General features: G+C 48.6%; 12 protein-coding genes. 9 read left to right on the top strand and 3 right to left on the bottom strand.

The genetic code is table 11. The features are described 5' to 3' along the window. Positions 1-53 precede the first annotated feature (53 nt). From L6442_RS26145 to odhB, 7 genes are all read left to right on the top strand, one after another. A complete protein-coding gene (locus tag L6442_RS26145) occupies positions 54-953 on the top strand; it encodes a carbohydrate ABC transporter permease (RefSeq protein WP_212977110.1) in 900 nt (299 codons plus the stop codon). Between the two features lie 30 nt (positions 954-983). Beyond that, entirely contained in the window at positions 984-1,829 is an 846-nt protein-coding gene (locus L6442_RS26140; RefSeq protein ID WP_212977109.1) for a carbohydrate ABC transporter permease, read from the top strand. A 23-nt stretch (positions 1,830-1,852) separates the two neighbouring features. After that, a complete protein-coding gene (locus tag L6442_RS26135; protein ID WP_212977108.1) occupies positions 1,853-3,115 on the top strand; it encodes a Gfo/Idh/MocA family protein in 1,263 nt (420 codons plus the stop codon). Between the two features lie 204 nt (positions 3,116-3,319). Then, the gene (locus L6442_RS26130; protein ID WP_212977107.1) at positions 3,320-6,409 is read left to right on the top strand and encodes a hypothetical protein; all 3,090 of its coding nucleotides are present in this window, start codon (positions 3,320-3,322) and stop codon (positions 6,407-6,409) included. 581 nt (positions 6,410-6,990) lie between these two features. Next, complete coding sequence (locus L6442_RS26125; protein WP_212977106.1) at positions 6,991-7,869, top strand: DUF72 domain-containing protein; 879 nt, start codon at positions 6,991-6,993, stop codon at positions 7,867-7,869. Positions 7,870-8,164: 295 nt separating this feature from the next. Then, positions 8,165-11,041, top strand: a complete 2,877-nt coding sequence (locus L6442_RS26120; protein ID WP_212977105.1) for a 2-oxoglutarate dehydrogenase E1 component — start codon at positions 8,165-8,167, stop codon at positions 11,039-11,041. Between the two features lie 6 nt (positions 11,042-11,047). Continuing rightward, on the top strand, positions 11,048-12,307 hold the full coding sequence (gene odhB / locus L6442_RS26115) for a 2-oxoglutarate dehydrogenase complex dihydrolipoyllysine-residue succinyltransferase (RefSeq protein WP_194234227.1): 1,260 nt from the start codon (positions 11,048-11,050) through the stop codon (positions 12,305-12,307). 220 nt (positions 12,308-12,527) lie between these two features. On the opposite strand, the gene L6442_RS26110 is transcribed toward odhB, so the two are convergent. After that, positions 12,528-13,583 (bottom strand): LCP family protein, encoded by a 1,056-nt coding sequence (locus tag L6442_RS26110; protein WP_194234228.1) that lies wholly within the window; start codon positions 13,581-13,583, stop codon positions 12,528-12,530. A 374-nt stretch (positions 13,584-13,957) separates the two neighbouring features. Beyond that, positions 13,958-14,116 carry a hypothetical protein gene (locus tag L6442_RS26105; RefSeq protein ID WP_194234229.1) on the bottom strand — a complete coding sequence of 53 codons (159 nt, stop codon included), beginning with the start codon at positions 14,114-14,116 and terminating at the stop codon, positions 13,958-13,960. A gap of 123 nt (positions 14,117-14,239) precedes the next feature. Here L6442_RS26105 and L6442_RS26100 point away from each other — a divergent pair, with 123 nt between their 5' ends. Together L6442_RS26100 and L6442_RS26095 are read left to right on the top strand one after the other, a co-directional pair. Then, the gene (locus L6442_RS26100) at positions 14,240-14,863 is read left to right on the top strand and encodes an NUDIX hydrolase (RefSeq protein WP_212977104.1); all 624 of its coding nucleotides are present in this window, start codon (positions 14,240-14,242) and stop codon (positions 14,861-14,863) included. Positions 14,864-15,263: 400 nt separating this feature from the next. Then, entirely contained in the window at positions 15,264-15,509 is a 246-nt protein-coding gene (locus L6442_RS26095; RefSeq protein ID WP_212977103.1) for a hypothetical protein, read from the top strand. Positions 15,510-15,608: 99 nt separating this feature from the next. Here L6442_RS26095 and L6442_RS26090 read toward each other — a convergent pair whose 3' ends face one another. Then, the gene (locus tag L6442_RS26090) at positions 15,609-16,709 is read right to left on the bottom strand and encodes an FAD:protein FMN transferase (protein ID WP_212977102.1); all 1,101 of its coding nucleotides are present in this window, start codon (positions 16,707-16,709) and stop codon (positions 15,609-15,611) included. Between the last annotated feature and the right edge of the window lie 438 nt (positions 16,710-17,147).

Raw genomic sequence — 17,147 nt, 5'->3', positions numbered from 1 at the left:
TCATTCAGATCTTCTCGTTCTTACACCATCACAAGAAAGGACACTTAATGCGTATGAGATTTAAGATTACAAAACGGGGTTTGTTTATCACCATCATGCTGGCATGGCCTCTTATCCATTATCTTGTGTTTGGGTTATATCTGCAAATTCAAACTTTGCTATATTCTTTTAAAAATTGGAATCCTTATACCGGCAGGCAAACGTGGGTTGGCTTTGACAACTATATTTCAGCTTTTAAAAGCATGGCTACCGATGGCGTATGGATATCCGCCATTAGAAACAGTTTGCTTTTTATTCCTGTCAACATGTTAAGCATTGTGCTGTCGCTTATTGTTGCTTTGGTGCTGTACCGAAAGATTCCTTTCTCACGATTCTATCGGATCGTATATTTCTTCCCGTCTATCATTTCAATCGTTGTCATTACGATGGTATTTTCATTCGCACTGAATCCAACGCAAGGAATTGTAAACGGATTATTGAATCTGCTCAGCCTCGACTCATGGAAACGGGTATGGCTTGGTGATACTCAGACAGCTCTGGCTTCTGTCTTCGTATTTTGCATATGGGCCGGAATAGGCTACAACAACGTCATTATAACAGGAGCTCTGCAACGAATCCCTACCGATTATTTCGAAGTGGGGAAGCTGGACGGGATTCACTTCTGGAAGGAACTTTACTATATCGTCCTGCCCATTTCCTGGCCGACGATCTCCACACTTATTATTCTGGGCACAAGCGGCGCTTTCACGATCTTCCTTCAACCCATGCTGTTAACAAACGGCGGACCGTTCAATTCCTCGACGACGGTGGCTCTGGAAATGTACAGACTTGTGGTAGAAAAGAATTCATATGGAATGGCCGCTGCATACGGGATGATCTTTGCGGTAATTGGGTTCGTTGTGGTCTGGTCTATTAAGTGGTTGACGGAACGCATGGATACAGCAGAGTTCTAACAACGGGAGGAAAAGGGGGGGAAGGCTGCTATGACGATAAAACATAAGAGCCCGGCTAAAATAGTTTTACTTGGCATTATACAAATTTTGTTCATGCTGTATGCGCTTAGCTTAATCTATCCATTTATATGGATGTTTATTAATTCCCTTAAGAGCAACACCGAGTTCTTTCAAAATATATGGTCACTGCCCAAGGAATGGTTATGGGAGAACTATATGAAGGCGTGGTCCTCGGCCCATATAGGCCAATACTTTTTTAATAGCGTATGGATGACGGCAATTGGCACGTGTACTTCCGTGATGTTTGCCGCAATGCCTGCCTATGTGCTGGCCAAGTACAAATTCAAAGGGTCAAATGTAATATACGGATTGGCGATCGTAGGTTTTCTGATCCCTACAATCGGAACCTTTGGACCATGGTATTTGCTGATGCAGAATCTGGACTTGTTCAATCCGCTTGGCGTTATGCTGGGCTATACAGGCGGGATTGGATTTAATATGATCATTCTTTATTCCTTCTTTAAAGGCATTAGCTGGGAATATGCAGAAGCTGCGTTTATGGACGGCGCGGGTCATTTCCGAGTATTTGTTTCCATCATGCTTCCTCTCGCCAGAGGCGGAATTGTAGCTGTCAGCACATTTGCTGTTATAGGAATTTGGAATGACTATTTTCAGCCGTTTATTCTGCTGCAAAACGAAAGTCAATATACGATTGCGGTCGGCTTGGCTAATTTAGTTGAGATTCAGAAGTATAGTGCGAATTATACGGTGCTGTTTGCAGCGATGTGGATTGCGGTATTACCGGTTCTGGTTGCGTATTTGCTTTTACAAGAGAAACTGATATCCGGATTCACAATGGGCGGTATTAAAGGCTAAATGATCATCAGTGGAGGTATATCATGAAGAAAATGACTGTAGCTGTCATAGGTGCAGGTGTGCGTGGCCAAGTATATGCAGATTATGCAATAGCCCATCCGGAAGAGTTGGCCATTGTTGCCGTTGCTGAAATCGACTGGGAGAAACGGCTGCAATTTGCGAAGAAGCATCAGATTGATGAGTCGAAGGTATTTATGGATGCAGATGCGCTGCTTACGCAGAAGCGGCTTGCGGATGCGGTATTCATTTGCACGCAGGATCAGGACCATTATCGACAAACGATGCGCGCATTGGAATTAGGGTATCATGTATTGCTGGAAAAACCAATGTCGCCGCTTCCGGAAGAATGCATCGAGATGGGGGAGAAAGCGAAACAGCTAGGCAATGTATTCTCGATATGTCATGTGCTTCGCTATACCCCGTTTTTCTCTCGTATCAAGGAACTGCTGCAATCGGGTGCTATTGGTAGACTTATGACGGTTCAGCACAATGAATATGTAGGCTATTGGCATCAGGCTCACAGCTTTGTGAGAGGAAACTGGGGGAATTCGAAGCAATCCAGTCCCATGATTCTCGCAAAGGCATGTCATGATATGGATATTTTACAGTGGATCGTCGATTCCCCATGCACTTATGTGTCCTCATACGGAGCGCTTTCTTATTTTAGACCGGAGAATGCTCCGGAAGGAGCCCCTAAAAGATGCCTTGACGGCTGTCCTGTCGCTGCTTCATGTGAATATTATGCTCCAAACTTTTATTTGACGGACAGTATTGACTGGCCTACTACCTCGATCAGTGCCGATTTAAGCTATGAGGGACGGTTGAAGGCGCTGCATGACGGTCCATATGGAAGATGTGTCTATTATTGCGAGAACGATGTAGTTGATCATCAAGTTGTCAATTTTGAGTTTGAAAATGAAGTAACGGCTGTATTCACCATGACTGCCTTTGCACGGGATGGAGGACGATTTATTCATCTGACCGGGACAAAAGGGGAAATTCGCGGTGCCATGGAGCTCAATGAGATTATTGTAAAGCGGTTTGATACAGGTGAAGAGGTGAAAATAACTTTGCAACCTCCCAAAGGGCATATCGGTCATGGCGGCGGGGACTGGATTATGGTTCGAGATTTTATTCATCTCGTTGACTCTGGAGAATACGCGAAGGGCCTGTCTTCTGCCGAAAATTCGGTTCAAAGTCATCTGATGGCCTTTGCGGCAGAAGCATCGCGAGTCAGCCATACCATGATTGATATGCGGCATTTCATTGATTCCCTGATGATATGAGATGGCACGTCAATAAGCAGTTGCTTGTGCAAATGCAAGAGGTAATAATACGCGGTACATGCCTTGACAAATTATTTCATTCTAATGGAAAGGTGTCGCGAGGATCAGATGAAAAACGCAAAAATCGCGCTTCTTATAAGCGCAATGATTTTTCTGATTAGCGGAGGAACCGGTTGGGCACAAGATAAAGGGGAGGCTGCTTCAATGAATAGTGATCGGATTGCACCTACTGCGCCATCGTTTCGCCTTGGAGATCACAATGGCGCACCTGCGCTATTTGTTAATGATCGGCCCGAATTTCCGATGTTTTTGTTTGAGCAGGAAATTTCGGAGCGGGATGCCCAAGCTTTTCAGGCTGCCGGCGTGAAACTGTATTCATTTATTGAAAAGACCAGCTTTCTTGATCTGGGATGGGTAGGCAATAGACAGCAGGACTTTTCGACGATTGATCGAGTCATGAAGACCTTTTCGGATCGGGTACCCGCTGGATATGCGCTGCCGCGTCTTCATTTATGGGCGCCTAAATGGTGGTTGGACCAACATCCCGAGGATGCGGTAGGATATGCGATAGCTCCCGGACAATCGGCGATCAATAGGGATGCATCGATGGCATCATTTGCTTGGCGCACCGAGACGGGCGAGATGCTGAGAAGTATGGTCAGGCATTTGCTGGACGGACCCTATAAGGACCGGCTCATGGGCTTGACGCTATCAGCCGGAATGTATGGCGAATGGCATAATTGGAATGCGGAGTATTTACCGGATACGAGCGAGCCTATGCGCCAGGCATATATTAGATATGCGGAAGAGAAATACAATCATAATTTGGATGCGCTGCGCGCAGCATGGAAGGATTCTGCAGTTACCTTTGAAACGATTGCCATACCTGAAGCGGAGGAACGGAGATCAGCGGACATCGGGTTATTTCGCAATCCTAATGATTCCGTTCGATTGGTCGATTATTATGAAGCTTACCAGCGGGCTGTTGTGGATGCGATCAATTACTTTGCCGGCATTGTCAAGGAGGAGAGCCAGGGGCGTTTGCTGGTATCCGTGTTGTATGGCTATACCCCGGATATGGGCTATATGCCGCAGGAAATTCATCATCGTGCGGCAGCGATTGCCCATCGTTTGACAAATGTTGATCTGTTGACTTCGCCGCATACGTATTGGAGACGCGGCCCCGGGGAGGACGGCGCTCTCCGAACTTATTCGGACAGTCTGGCGTTGCACAATAAGCTATTTATCGATGAAGCGGATGATCGTACTCATTTAGCTGCTCCGGGCACCTCATTTGTACTTGCAACGAATATGGATGAATCGCTGGGTATCATTCAACGGGCATTTGGTCAAGCGGTTACGCATGCGACGGGAATGTGGTACATGGACCATTCATCCGGCGATTGGTATAATGCCCCGGAGATCGCTGCGGAGTTCAAACGGCTTAAGCAATGGGGGGACTATTCCATGCATTTGCCGAGAGGACGCTGTTCAGAAGTAGCGGTCATTTCCTCGAATCAAAGTGCGTTCTACCTTGGTGGTGATAAAGATGTATCAGCCAATTTCTACGAAGGCCCAGTGCTGGGAAAACCGCAGGGCGTGGGCGAATTAAGCGCCGCCGGAGCTCCATTCGACCGCTATCTCATCGAGGACTTGGAGGAAGGGCGTATTCCGGACCGCTATAAAGTATATATTTTCTTGGACACTTTTCAATTAACCGATAAGCAGCGTGCAGCGATTAATAGACTTAAGGAACATAACCGGACATTAGTTTGGAATTGGGCGCCAGGATATGCGGGGGATGCGGCTGAGGGATTATCCGTTCCGAAAATGGAGCAGCTTACCGGCTTTGGCTTTCAGGAGCGGGTTTCAGCCGGAGGCGGCAGCCTTGAACCGAAAACGGTTGTGCATGAAGGCTTTGATTCGGGAACGTTCGATAAGAGTTATTTTACTGCTGGATATAATCAGTACGGTACAATTACTTCAGATCCGGAACAAGTCGTAACAGGTCCATATTCGGCACATGGTCAAGCTCCTGCGACATCGGATTGGCATGAATTTCTTTACAGCGACAGTGGTAAGGTGAAACTGGAGGCCGGGGCCACTTATGAAGTTACGTTTAATGCCAAATCAACTGCGGCGGCAGGACAGGACGGCTACTATTATTTTCTGGCCCGTTCCCCATCCGGAGGAGTCGCCCAGGATGTTGGCGTGAATCAATGGCTGGATGATGCAGGACAATCATATACGAAGAGCTTCACCTTTACGTTAAAGCATTTTGATGATTATAAATTGATATGGGGCATTCATAATGGCGGAGGATTATCTATAGATGATATTACGATCAAGAAGGTAAGAGAAGCGAGTGCGCCTCCTCTTTCATTCAAACTTGACCCGGCACTGTTTCCTAACAATGATACGATATATGGAGAAACTGTGCTGGACCCAGTCTTCCAACCGGATGTTTCTGATGCTGCCGTATGGGGCAGAGCTGTCAGGGACGGAGGTCCTGTCATTGCTGTGAAGGATTTTGCCGATTGGCGCTCGGTATATGTCGCATCAACGCCGATACCCGCTTCTGTATTGAATCGGCTCTATAAAGAGGCGGGGGTGCATGTCTACACCGACAGCTATGATAACCTGGAAGCAAATCAGGCATGGATCAGCATTCATGCTTCGAAGGCAGGAGTGAAGACGATTCGTTTGCCAAGGGCAACTCCGGTATTCAACATTATGACCAACACTTTGATTGGTACGCATATCAACGAATTTCAGATTGAAATGAAGAAGGGTCAAACGGCAATCTTTGTATTGGGCAATCCTCCCGTTTCCGGCCATGTGACAGAGGGCTTTGAAGGGGGAAGTTTTGCCGCTTCACATTATACCGCGGGCTTCCACGATCAGTACGGTCAAATATCATCGAATAAGAATCAGGTGATTGACGGAAATTTCTCTGCTTACGGCGAAGCGAAAGATTCAATGGATTGGTACGAGTTTCTTTACAGTCATCCTGAGCGGATTCGGTTAGAACCCGGTGCTTCCTATAAGGTGGAATTTAAGGCGAAGACCGTGATAGCGCCAGGACAAGAGGGAAGCTTCTATTTCCTGGCCCGGAGCGCAACCGGCGGGATTAATCAGGATGTTGGGGTCCACCATTGGACAGAAGCTCCAGGAGATTCGTATTCGAGAAGCTTCACGTTTACCCTGAATGATTATGATGATTACCGATTAATATGGGGGATCCATAATGGAGGGGCCTTGAGCATTGATGACATTACGATAACGAAGCTCTAGGCCGGACGCCGGAACAGCGCGACGAATATACGAAAGAATTGGACATCGCCCTGCATCAGGCGGTCGTCCTGCAGATGGAAGCGGAATAGGGAATGAGAATTAACAAAAGAACAGGAATACTTCAACGGAGAAGGCGGAATTATTCTGAAGAAGCGAAGCGGTCTCCTGAAAGCTTTCCTCTGGAAAGCTCGCGTCGAAAGCATAAGCTGTCCTCAGATTTCAGCCATACCATACAAATTAAAAGAAATCTGAGGACAACAGAGATCGTAAGAATACTCCGCATGCGCAATGATGACGGTCATAAAATCTTTAGTTCAACTTATATAGCATTAATTCCGTATCATGGAGTTCGCTGGAAAGCAGCGGGCTCTTTTTTACATCCTTTTCATGAACCCAATTGCGAAAGCTTGTATACTAACCTGTGTGCCTTAACACGATATGCAGAGCACAAATAATGTGAAATACTTATGATTTTATTGATCATTTATGCGGCGAATGGTTAAAGATTACTAAAGTGAATAAACCCAAGTTATTGGAAGAAAATAGTTGGTCATACTAAGACATGATGGAGTCGATAACAATTGAAACACGAATCAATCGCAAAAAAGCATGTTTTCGTCGGCCTTGCGGGCTGGGGGGATCATGACCGCATTTATCCGCAGGGAACCAGGGCCGGAGACAAGCTGGGAGAGTACAGCAGCCGTTTTCCGATCGTGGAGCTCGACGCTTCCTTTTACGCGGTTCCTTCTCCGGAAAGAATGCGCAAGTGGAGCGAGCAGACACCCGAATCCTTCGGTTTTATTGTCAAAGCTTATCAGGGAATGACCGGGCATACCCGCGGTAAAATTCCCTTTGAAGATGCCAAGTCGATGTTTCGGGCATTCCGGGAAGCTGCGGCGGAAATGCGGGAGATGGGGAAGCTGAACGCAGTGCTGTTTCAATACCCGCCATGGTTTGCCTGCGAGCGAAAAAATGTCGATATTTTGCGCCGGACCCGGGAATGGATGGACGGATTTCCGCTGGCGCTGGAATTTCGGCATCAAAGCTGGTTTGACGGAGAGATGCGGGATAAGACGCTTTCCTTTATGCGTGAAGAGGGCTGGATTCATTCCGTTTGCGATGAACCGCAGGCCGGGGAAGGTTCTATTCCCGCGATCCTAGAGCCGACACGGGAAGATGTTACGCTTGTTCGCTTGCATGGCCGGAACGTGTCCGGCTGGCATTCCAGCGGACAGCCCAATTGGCGGGAAGTACGGTATTTGTACCGGTACGATGAGAACGAGCTTCTGGAATGGAAACGCAATATAAACAAGTTGCTTGAATCGACGCAAAACTGCTGGGTGATTTTCAACAACAACTCGGGCGGCGACGCGGCGGACAATGCCATGCAGCTGATGAAATTGATGGATTTGGAGGTTCCTGAACTGCCTCCGGATCAATTATCGCTTTTTGAAGAATAGAAGCTGTAAACATTGTCATATCTGAATGCCCCGATTGATCTGTTTTTTAGATCATAACTATATTAAATGGTTATTTCAGGTATGAAGAGGATTTGTTTATAATAGAAATTGAGCCGCTTACATTTTACTGAAACGGCTTACAAAAATCATTTTTTTAGATTTCCGTCCAACATATAGAATCGTGGCGATCAAGAAAATAGTAGACCAAGCAGCAGTCATTTTCTTGATCTCGCCTTAAAGGAACATCCACTCTATATGACTATCAAAAAATCAAGGCGGAGGTATCACTTTAGCGATGATAACCAATAAGAAAGACACGCAAACGCAGGGAGCCTGGGAATCTTACTACGGCCCCAACCTGGGATACGTTCAGGAGCAATACGAACGGTATGTGAAAGATCCGGAGTCTGTGGATGAAACATTCCGCAAAGTGTTTCAGCTGTGGGGCGCGCCTCCGATGGCGCCGGCAAAGCTGACGCCTGTAAGCGCCGCGCCAGCCAACGCGCCGATCAACGCCGATCTGCTCAAGAAAGGCGTGAATGCCGGCAAGCTGGTCTGGAATATCCGGGCGTACGGCCATTTGGCTGCAGATATCGATCCGCTTGGGATCATTCCGAAGCCTGACACTCGTGTGCTTGAACCTGAACTATACGGACTGAGCCAGTCCGATCTTGCGGCTGTTCCTGCATCCCTGATCTGGGACGGAGCGCCAGAGCATGTGACAACAGGTTGGGAAGCCATCCAGAAGCTGCGTCAAAAATATACCGGAACCATTGCATTCGAATTTAGCCACGTACATGACACGGAAGAGCGCGTATGGTTGAACCTCCATGTCGAAGGCGACAGTTTTCCGGCGCCTCTAAGCGAAACGGAAAGAGTGGGTTTGCTGGAAAGACTGATTGAAGTTGAGCAGTTTGAAGAATTTCTGCATCGCACCTTCGTTGGTCAAAAACGTTTCTCAATTGAAGGCAACGATGTTTTGGTTCCGATGCTCGACGAACTGGTCCGCAACATGGCCGACGACGGCGCGGAGCATATTCTGATGGGGATGGCCCACCGCGGCCGCTTGAACGTATTGGCGCATGTGCTCGGCAAGCCATACGGGAAGATTTTCTCCGAATTCCATCATTCGCCGAATAAAAAGCTGTTCCCTTCCGAGGGTTCGATGGGCATTAACTTCGGATGGACCGGCGACGTTAAATATCATCTGGGAGCCAAACGCGTCCTGAAAGACGGAAGCGTCGTGCAGACGCGGATTACGCTTGCGAACAACCCGAGCCACCTTGAATTCGTCAATCCGGTGGTAGAAGGTTTTGCCCGTGCGGCCCAGGAAGACCGTACGAAGCCGGGGTATCCGAAACAGGATGTGAACAAAGCCGCAACGGTGCTGATTCACGGGGATTCCGCTTTCCCTGGTGAAGGCATTGTGGCCGAAACGCTGAACTTCAATAAGCTGCCAGGATTCCAAAATGGCGGTACGATTCATATCATCGCCAACAACAACATCGGTTTCACGACGGAAAGCCGCGATTCCCGTTCGACTCATTATGCAAGCGACCTGGCAAAAGGATATGAAATTCCGATTGTTCACGTTAATGCCGACGATCCGGAAGCATGTATCGCCGCCATCCGCCTGGCTTGCGAGTACCGCAATAAATTCAAGAAAGACTTCCTGATCGATCTGGTGGGGTACCGCCGTTACGGCCACAACGAAACGGATGATCCGGATACAACCCAGCCCCTCATTTACGACAGAGTGAAAAAACATCCGCGCGTTGCTGCCATCTATGCTGGCCTGCTTGAACAAAAAGGCATGGTGAGCAAGGAACGCACCACCCGTCTGATTCAGGACGTGCAGAATCGGATGAAAGAAGCGTACGACAAGATCAAAGATAAAGAGCAGGAGCCTGCGAATACTCATCAGCAAACGCCTGCCGAAGAGCGGATTCAAACGATCAAAACAAGCGTGCCGCTGGGCAAGCTGCGTGAAATCAACGCCGACTTGCTGAAACGCCCTGAAGGCTTCAATGTGTATCCGAAGCTGCAGCGCATTCTGGAACGCCGCGAAACGGCGCTGAATGACGGGGAAAAGGTAGACTGGAGCTTGGCGGAAACACTGGCCTTCGCAAGCATCATTGCCGACGGCAAACCGATCCGCATTACAGGCCAAGACGCCGAACGCGCGACATTTGCGCACCGCAACCTCGTGCTTCACGACACGAAAAACGGTTCGACCTTCTGCCCGCTGCATGAACTGCCGCAGGCCAAGGCATCCTTTGCGATTCATAACAGCCCGCTGTCCGAAGCTTCCGTGCTCGGATTTGAATACGGCTATAACGTATATTCGCCAGAAACGCTTGTGATCTGGGAAGCACAGTTCGGGGATTTCGCCAACTGCGCGCAGGTCATCACTGACCAGTTCATTTCGGCCGGCCGTTCCAAATGGGGACAAAAATCAAGTCTCGTGATGCTTCTGCCTCATGGCTATGAAGGGCAGGGACCTGAGCATTCCAGCGCCCGTCTGGAACGTTTCCTTCAGCTTGGCGGGGAAGAGAACTTCACCGTTGTCAATCTGACGAGCGCAGCCCAATACTTCCACTTGCTCCGCCGTCAAGCGGCCTTGACGGAAAGCGAAGATGCGCGTCCGCTGATCATGATGTCGCCGAAGAGCCTCATCCGCAACAGCCGTGTTGCATCCAGCGGCAAGGAGCTTAGCGACGGCCATTTCAAACGCGCTTTGGAACAGCCGGGACTCGGCCAGCACCCTGAGCGTGTTGAACGTCTGGTTCTGTGCAGCGGCAAAATCGCGATCGAGCTTGAGGAAGCGCTGGAGAAGGAAGAAAGCTCCATGGATTGGCTGCACATCATCCGCGTGGAACAGCTGTATCCGTTCCCTGAGCAGGAAATTCGCGAGATTATCGCTCGTTATGCGAATGTAAAGGAAATCTTATGGGTACAGGAAGAGCCGGAAAATATGGGTGCTTGGCGTTATATCGAGCCGCATCTCCGCAAATTGGCGCCTCAAGGCGTGCCTGTTAATTACAACGGCCGTCCCGAACGTTCAAGTACCGCCAGTGGTTTCCAGCAGGTGCACGGCTTTGAACAACAACAAATCGTATCCACAGCATTAAATCAAAAATCTATTAAACATAATATCGCACTGGGGAGGTAGCAAGCAGTGAGCGAAATTACAGTACCGGCAATGGGTGAATCGATCACAGAAGGAACGATTTTCAAATGGCATGTCAAAGAAGGGGAAGCAGTTAACCAGGGGGATGTGCTGCTTGAACTGGAAACGGATAAAGTCAATCTTGAAATCAGCGCCGATGAATCCGGCGTGCTTGAGAAGATCTTGAGAAATGACGGCGACACGGTTCAAATCGGCGAAGTGATCGGTAGAATTTCCGAGGGCGGGGAAGCGGCTGTCGCAGCCGCGAATACGCCTGCTGCCAAGGAAGAACCAAAGGCTGAGGTGAATGCAGCTCCTGCCCCTGCGGCTTCCAACGTTCCGGCCGAACCTGTGAAAGAAGGGGAATCCTATCTGGCGGCATCGCCTGCGGCGCGCAAGCTTGCGCGTGAACAGGGCATTGATCTGGATCAAGTGAACCGTGACCCTAAGGGCCGCATTTACCAAGACAACGTCAAAAATCATGCGGCTCCAGCAGCACCGCGTCCGGCTGCCTCTGCTCCTGCGGCACCGGCTGCTCCGGCCGCAGCTGATGCCGGCCAGTTCGGAAAACCGGCTGAACGCGTTCGCATGTCCCGCCGCCGTGCAACCATTGCCAAACGCCTGGTTGAAGCGCAGCATACGGCTGCGATGCTCACGACCTTCAATGAAGTGGATATGACTGCAATCATGGATGTCCGCAAACGCCGTAAGGATGCTTTCAAAGAGAAGCATGATATCGGCCTCGGCTTTATGTCCTTCTTCACGAAGGCCGTGGTTGGCGCCCTCAAGAAATTCCCGTATCTGAATGCGGAAATTGACGGCGAGGATCTCATCATTAAAAAATACTATGATATCGGTATTGCGGTAGCGGCGAAGGAAGGTTTGGTCGTTCCGGTCGTTCGCGATGCGGATCGTCTGGGTTTCGCCGAAATCGAGAAAGAAATCGCTTCGCTGGCATCGAAAGCGCGCAACAATACTTTGGCATTGTCTGAGCTTCAAGGAGGAACGTTCACGATTACAAACGGCGGAACGTTTGGTTCCCTGATGTCTACGCCAATCCTGAACGCGCCGCAAGTAGGTATCCTCGGCATGCATAAAATCCAGCTTCGTCCGGTAGCGATTGACGAAGAGCGTTCGGAGAACCGTCCGATGATGTACATCGCGCTTTCTTATGACCACCGGATCGTCGACGGCAGCGACGCTGTACGCTTCCTCGTTACCGTGAAGGAACTGCTGGAAGATCCGGAATCATTGCTGCTTGAAGGTTAAAATTATTACGCGGACAATAACATAACTAGGAACTTGAAGCCGCCCTGTAAGATCAATGGATCTGGGGCGGCTTTTTGTCCAGGGGAAGGGGGAGGCGAAGCGGATAAAAAAGCGGCCCTTTCCAAGGCCGTTCGTGATCGCCTGCAGGAGGCATCTTTTGCCAATAAAAAAGGCATCCCGTTTCTTTCATGTCTCGAAAGAAGGGATGCCTTTATTTAGGTTATTGGTCTCCGCTTGCTTTTTTAGCGTTGCCATTTTCATCTAAAGCCGGTTCCATCAGCTGACCGGCTGGCGTATTCGGATCATGCCAGTTGGCAATCAGCTTTTGGATGTATTCGACATCTTTGCGATCGGGATCATAATACCAGATCGAACTGCGCATGGCGCCTTTGCCCTGCAGCATATAATTGCTGAAGGTAGGCATTTTGCCGTCTTCATAGAATTTTTTGGCCAGATCAATAATAAATGAGGATGGCATGTTGGTCTTGAAATTGCTGCCGGCTACTTTGATCAGATCCGGGATCTTCGTAATGTTTTTAAGCTCCAGCGTTCGGGCCATGATGGCGTTGATCAATACGCGATGCCTCATCGTCCGGTTAAAATCGGAATCTTCGCGGTAGCGGGCGTAACTGAGCGCTTCTTCACCGTTGTATATCGGCTTGTTTGGCTCGACCCGCAGCTTTTCATGGATCTTTTGCTTGTTTTCGATGACTTTGGTAATTGGCAGCTCGACCCCGCCGAGCTTATCAACGACATCTTTCAGGCCTTGAAAGTTGATGGTGGCATAGAAATCGACATTATTTCCGACAAGGTTCTCGACGGTATCTACGCTTCTCTTGATGCCTCCCCGCGAGTAAGCGGCGTTGATCTTGCTCTTTTTATTCTCCTCGGCGATTTCAGTGTATGTATCACGTGGGATGGAGATGAGCAGAACCCGTCCATCCTCCGGGCGCACGACAGAGTAAATAATGGTATCAGATCGCCCGGGTTCGTCTTTGCGTTCGTCCGTTCCAAGGAGAAGAACAGAGAACGGATTCTGTACGGTCTCCGGTTTCTCCTCTTCATCGATTTTTTCGTAGGATTGATCGAGCGTCTCTGTCACAGTATCTTTCATCAAAGTATCGAATGCGAGCAGAGCGACTTGCTTCCTAAATATGTATCCGGCACCCGCAATGAGCAGGAGGCATGCAAGCGCAATCAAAATCCAGGTTGTCTTCTTACGCTTCTTTTTCTTTTTCCTGGGGCGCGTAAGCCTTTGTGGCTCGTTATTTTCCATTTTATTCTCCTGTATGTTTTTTTGTTATGGGATGGAGCATTCAAAAAGATTTACAAAATTTTCATCATCATTCAACTATTTTATAGTATTCTATTAAAAAAAATCAACCGAGGGTATCATTTCATTCGCCAACAGCCGATATTTTTCTACACGAGGATTTTGCAAAAATCCAATAAGCGACTTTTAATCAAGCAATATATAGATCGAAACGATTTAGTTCGTCTATATATTGTTCCCGGGAGCGTCTGGAATCGAATTTTGCAAAATCATGATGAGATAAAAACAGCAAAAAAGACGACTTCGAGGGGCCGTCTTTCAATTGAAATTGTAACTTTGGTAATAGAAATGAACGATATGGGAAATAGGGCGATATGCTAGTTTAGGGCAGGGGTCTGCTGTCTGTCGTTAAGCCATTCCAGCTTGCGGATGATTTCTTTTTGCCATTTGGCATCCTGCAGCTGCTTCGCCAGATTTAATAGATCAAGATAATCATCAATACGCAGTTCCGCGCGTTGTACCGATGTATTCACCATGCTTGTCGACTCCTTACCGTTGGATAATAATTGTTTCTTAAAAAACATTGTATCATAAACTCATTCTCAATGATAATCTTTCTCACTTAAATACTCAAAAAAATTTTGGAGATGAACATGCCGATGAACGAAACACAGCCGAAATGGCTTCATTGGGCCAAGCAAATTCAAGGAATAGCACAAACCGGGCTGACATATGCCAAGGATGTTTATGACAAGGAACGGTATGAGCAGCTGCGTGCCCTGAGTCTGGAAATCATGAGCGAGTATACCAAGATGGATGCACGCATCCTTGCGCATCTTTTTGCGGGAGAGGAGGGGTATGCGACACCCAAGGTAGATATTCGCGGAGTTGTCCTGAAGGACAACAGGATTTTGCTGGTGAGGGAAAAAGAGGATGGGGAGTGGTCTTTGCCCGGCGGCTGGGCGGATTTGCTATTGTCGCCTACAGAGATTGCAGTGAAGGAGATCAGGGAGGAATCCGGCTTTGAAGTGAAGCCGCTTCGTTTGCTGGCCGTACTCGACAACCAAAAGCATAATCCGCCTGCTCCGTACCATGTTTATAAACTGTTTATTCATTGCGAGATTACCGGGGGTCAAGCTCAGGAGGGCTTAGAAACCAGCGCCGTGCGTTTTTTTGCCGAAGATGATCTGCCGCGCTTGTCCCGAAACAGAAATACGGAGGAGCAGATTAAGCTGATGTTTGATTTACTGCGGCATCCGGAGCGCGTTCCGGTGATTGATTGAGTTGGCGGCGCATGCTTTTGCAGACAGTTGATCATGTGATCAGGAAAAATGTTGCGAAAGTGCATCCTTTTCAGGCCATTTATAGCGTGAAATGCAAAATTGTTGCGAAAATACATCAATTTGACCACGAATCGTCTGTTTATGTCTAAAAGTTGAGAAAAAGATGCACTTTTGCAAGCTTTCTAGCCATAGTTGCCTGGAACGCTAAAATAGATGCACTTTTGCATCTTTTCCCCTTCATTGTCAAACTGCTCGGGATTATAACGCTTTAAAAAAGTAGACAAGAAGGCGGAACAGGCGCAAGCGGTGAACCTGACGAATTAGTGACTGGCGGAACAGGGCAACTGGTGGAACAGGTAGAACAGGAGCAACAGGCGCAACCGGTGAACCTGACGAACTAGTGACTGGCGGAACAGGTGCAACTGGCGAAACTGGCGCAACAGACGCAACTGGTGGAACAGGCAGAACAGGAGCAACAGGCGCAAGCGGTGAACCTGACGAACTAGTGACCGGCGGAACAGGCACAACTGGCGAAACTGGCGAAACTAGCGCAACTGGTGGAACAGGCGGACCGGTACCAGGAGCAACTGGCGCAACCGATGAACCTGGCGGCCCCGATGGCCCCGACGCAATTCAAACCAATTAAATGCCATGAGCGGCCCCGGCCAGCCTAAGCTTGTTTAACGTTACAGAACACGTTGGCGGTGCATGACAATGTCCTAAAGCAAGTGCAGCCCTAGCCCGGTCAATCCAGTGTCTTCACAGTGTATTCCGGATTGGTGAAGCGGATTTGTTCTTTCAATCCCGATGTTTCGTAAATTTTATTGTCCTCCGTAATAAAAAACGCTTCAACTCCCGACTGCTTTTCGATGTACTTCATGCCTTCATCAAGGCCCATAATAAATACGGCGGTGGAGAGTGCGTCGGCATCCGTCGCCGAATCGCAAATGAGCGTGACGCTTTTCAGCCCGCTGCGGCTTGGAAAGCCTGTCCGCGGATCCAGAATATGATGGTATTTGACGCCATTTTCGATGAAAAAGCGTTCATATACGCCGGACGCGTCGACCGTTTTATTTTTAATATGCACGTTGCCGAGCGCCTTCCCCCGGGTTTGGTCGGGATCCTGCAGCCCGATATTCCAGCTTTGTCCACCCGGCTTGCTGCCAAGCGCAATAATGCTGCTGCCGCCAAGATTGATCATCGCGCTGTCGACTTGCTGGGACTTCAAATATGCCGCAATCCGGTCGGCGGCGTATCCCTTGCCGATTCCTCCGAGATCAAGCGCCATGCTCGGCCGAAGCAGCTTGATGGTGCGTTCCTCGCGATTCATCTCTACGTCCTTAAAGCCGATCAGTTGTATCGCCTTGTTAAGTTCGGGTTTGGAAGGCACATGGGCGCCCTCGTTGCCGATATTCCACAAGCTGACGAGCGGTCCGACGGTCGGATCATATAATCCGCCGGTACTTACGGCGTAGTCCAAAGCTTTTTGCACCACGTCGAACGTATCCTGGGATACTTGAACCGCTTGTTTGCCCGCCGCCTGGTTAACTTTGTAGATCTCGCTGGTTTCCAGCGTCCGGCTCAATTTTTGATCCATGTCTTCCATCAGATGTTTGATGTCTTCAAGCTGGCTTGGTTTGGCATGTTCACCATATAGCTTCACGTTGACGACCGTATCAAAAATAATATAGGTTTCCGAATAAAAGGCTGTTTCCTTGGATTCGGCTTTTGCCTCCTGGCCGGAACCGGACAGGAAAGGAAGGTTTCCCCGGGCAAAAAAGGCCGCACCCCCTGCTGCGATAAGCAGAATAACAAGCGTTCCTGCAATCCATTTTCGTTTCATCATCCATCCCCCCAAGGTTATTCGCTGAATTATCTTATTTTTTAATTACATCATACCGGGAGAACGTGGGAGAACGCTGTGTCATTCCTCATGCAGAAAAAGTGCCAAACGGACACCCTGCGAAAAGAACCCAACAGCAGGGGTGGTCAAGACCCCATTTAGTGGACATTGAAAAAAATCTAGGCTGCAACCTAGGGTTTTTCCAATGTCTATTCTAAGCGGTATAGAATTTATAAGTTTTTTTGGGGGTCCCCGCAAAGTATTTGGAATAAGCATCGAAGCATAGGCTCCACTTTGTGGGGTTATTTTAGGGCTTTACTTCAGGGGGGGGGAGGTAATGAAGGGGGTTGTTTTTCTAAGGTATGTATTCGATATAAGGCGGGGATCTATAAACGTGAATGCTTTCGCCAGAAGTCTGTTAAAATAAGAAGAATGGAAAAA

The sequence above is a fragment of the Paenibacillus azoreducens genome (genome assembly GCF_021654775.1).
Lineage (GTDB): Bacteria > Bacillota > Bacilli > Paenibacillales > Paenibacillaceae > Paenibacillus_AQ > Paenibacillus_AQ azoreducens.
The sequence above is the reverse complement of the archived record's forward strand: the minus strand, read 5'-3'. Positions and strand labels throughout refer to the sequence as shown.

What these genes read in the sequence shown, in the direction of transcription:
- L6442_RS26145 (WP_212977110.1), top strand. Translation starts at nt 54, where the DNA reads ATGAGATTTAAGATTACAAAACGGGGTTTGTTTATCACCATCATGCTG.
- L6442_RS26140 (WP_212977109.1), top strand. Translation starts at nt 984, where the DNA reads ATGACGATAAAACATAAGAGCCCGGCTAAAATAGTTTTACTTGGCATT.
- L6442_RS26135 (WP_212977108.1), top strand. Translation starts at nt 1,853, where the DNA reads ATGAAGAAAATGACTGTAGCTGTCATAGGTGCAGGTGTGCGTGGCCAA.
- L6442_RS26130 (WP_212977107.1), top strand. Translation starts at nt 3,320, where the DNA reads ATGAATAGTGATCGGATTGCACCTACTGCGCCATCGTTTCGCCTTGGA.
- L6442_RS26120 (WP_212977105.1), top strand. Translation starts at nt 8,165, where the DNA reads ATGATAACCAATAAGAAAGACACGCAAACGCAGGGAGCCTGGGAATCT.
- L6442_RS26110 (WP_194234228.1), bottom strand. Translation starts at nt 13,583, where the DNA reads ATGGAAAATAACGAGCCACAAAGGCTTACGCGCCCCAGGAAAAAGAAA.
- L6442_RS26105 (WP_194234229.1), bottom strand. Translation starts at nt 14,116, where the DNA reads ATGGTGAATACATCGGTACAACGCGCGGAACTGCGTATTGATGATTAT.
- L6442_RS26100 (WP_212977104.1), top strand. Translation starts at nt 14,240, where the DNA reads ATGAACGAAACACAGCCGAAATGGCTTCATTGGGCCAAGCAAATTCAA.
- L6442_RS26090 (WP_212977102.1), bottom strand. Translation starts at nt 16,709, where the DNA reads ATGATGAAACGAAAATGGATTGCAGGAACGCTTGTTATTCTGCTTATC.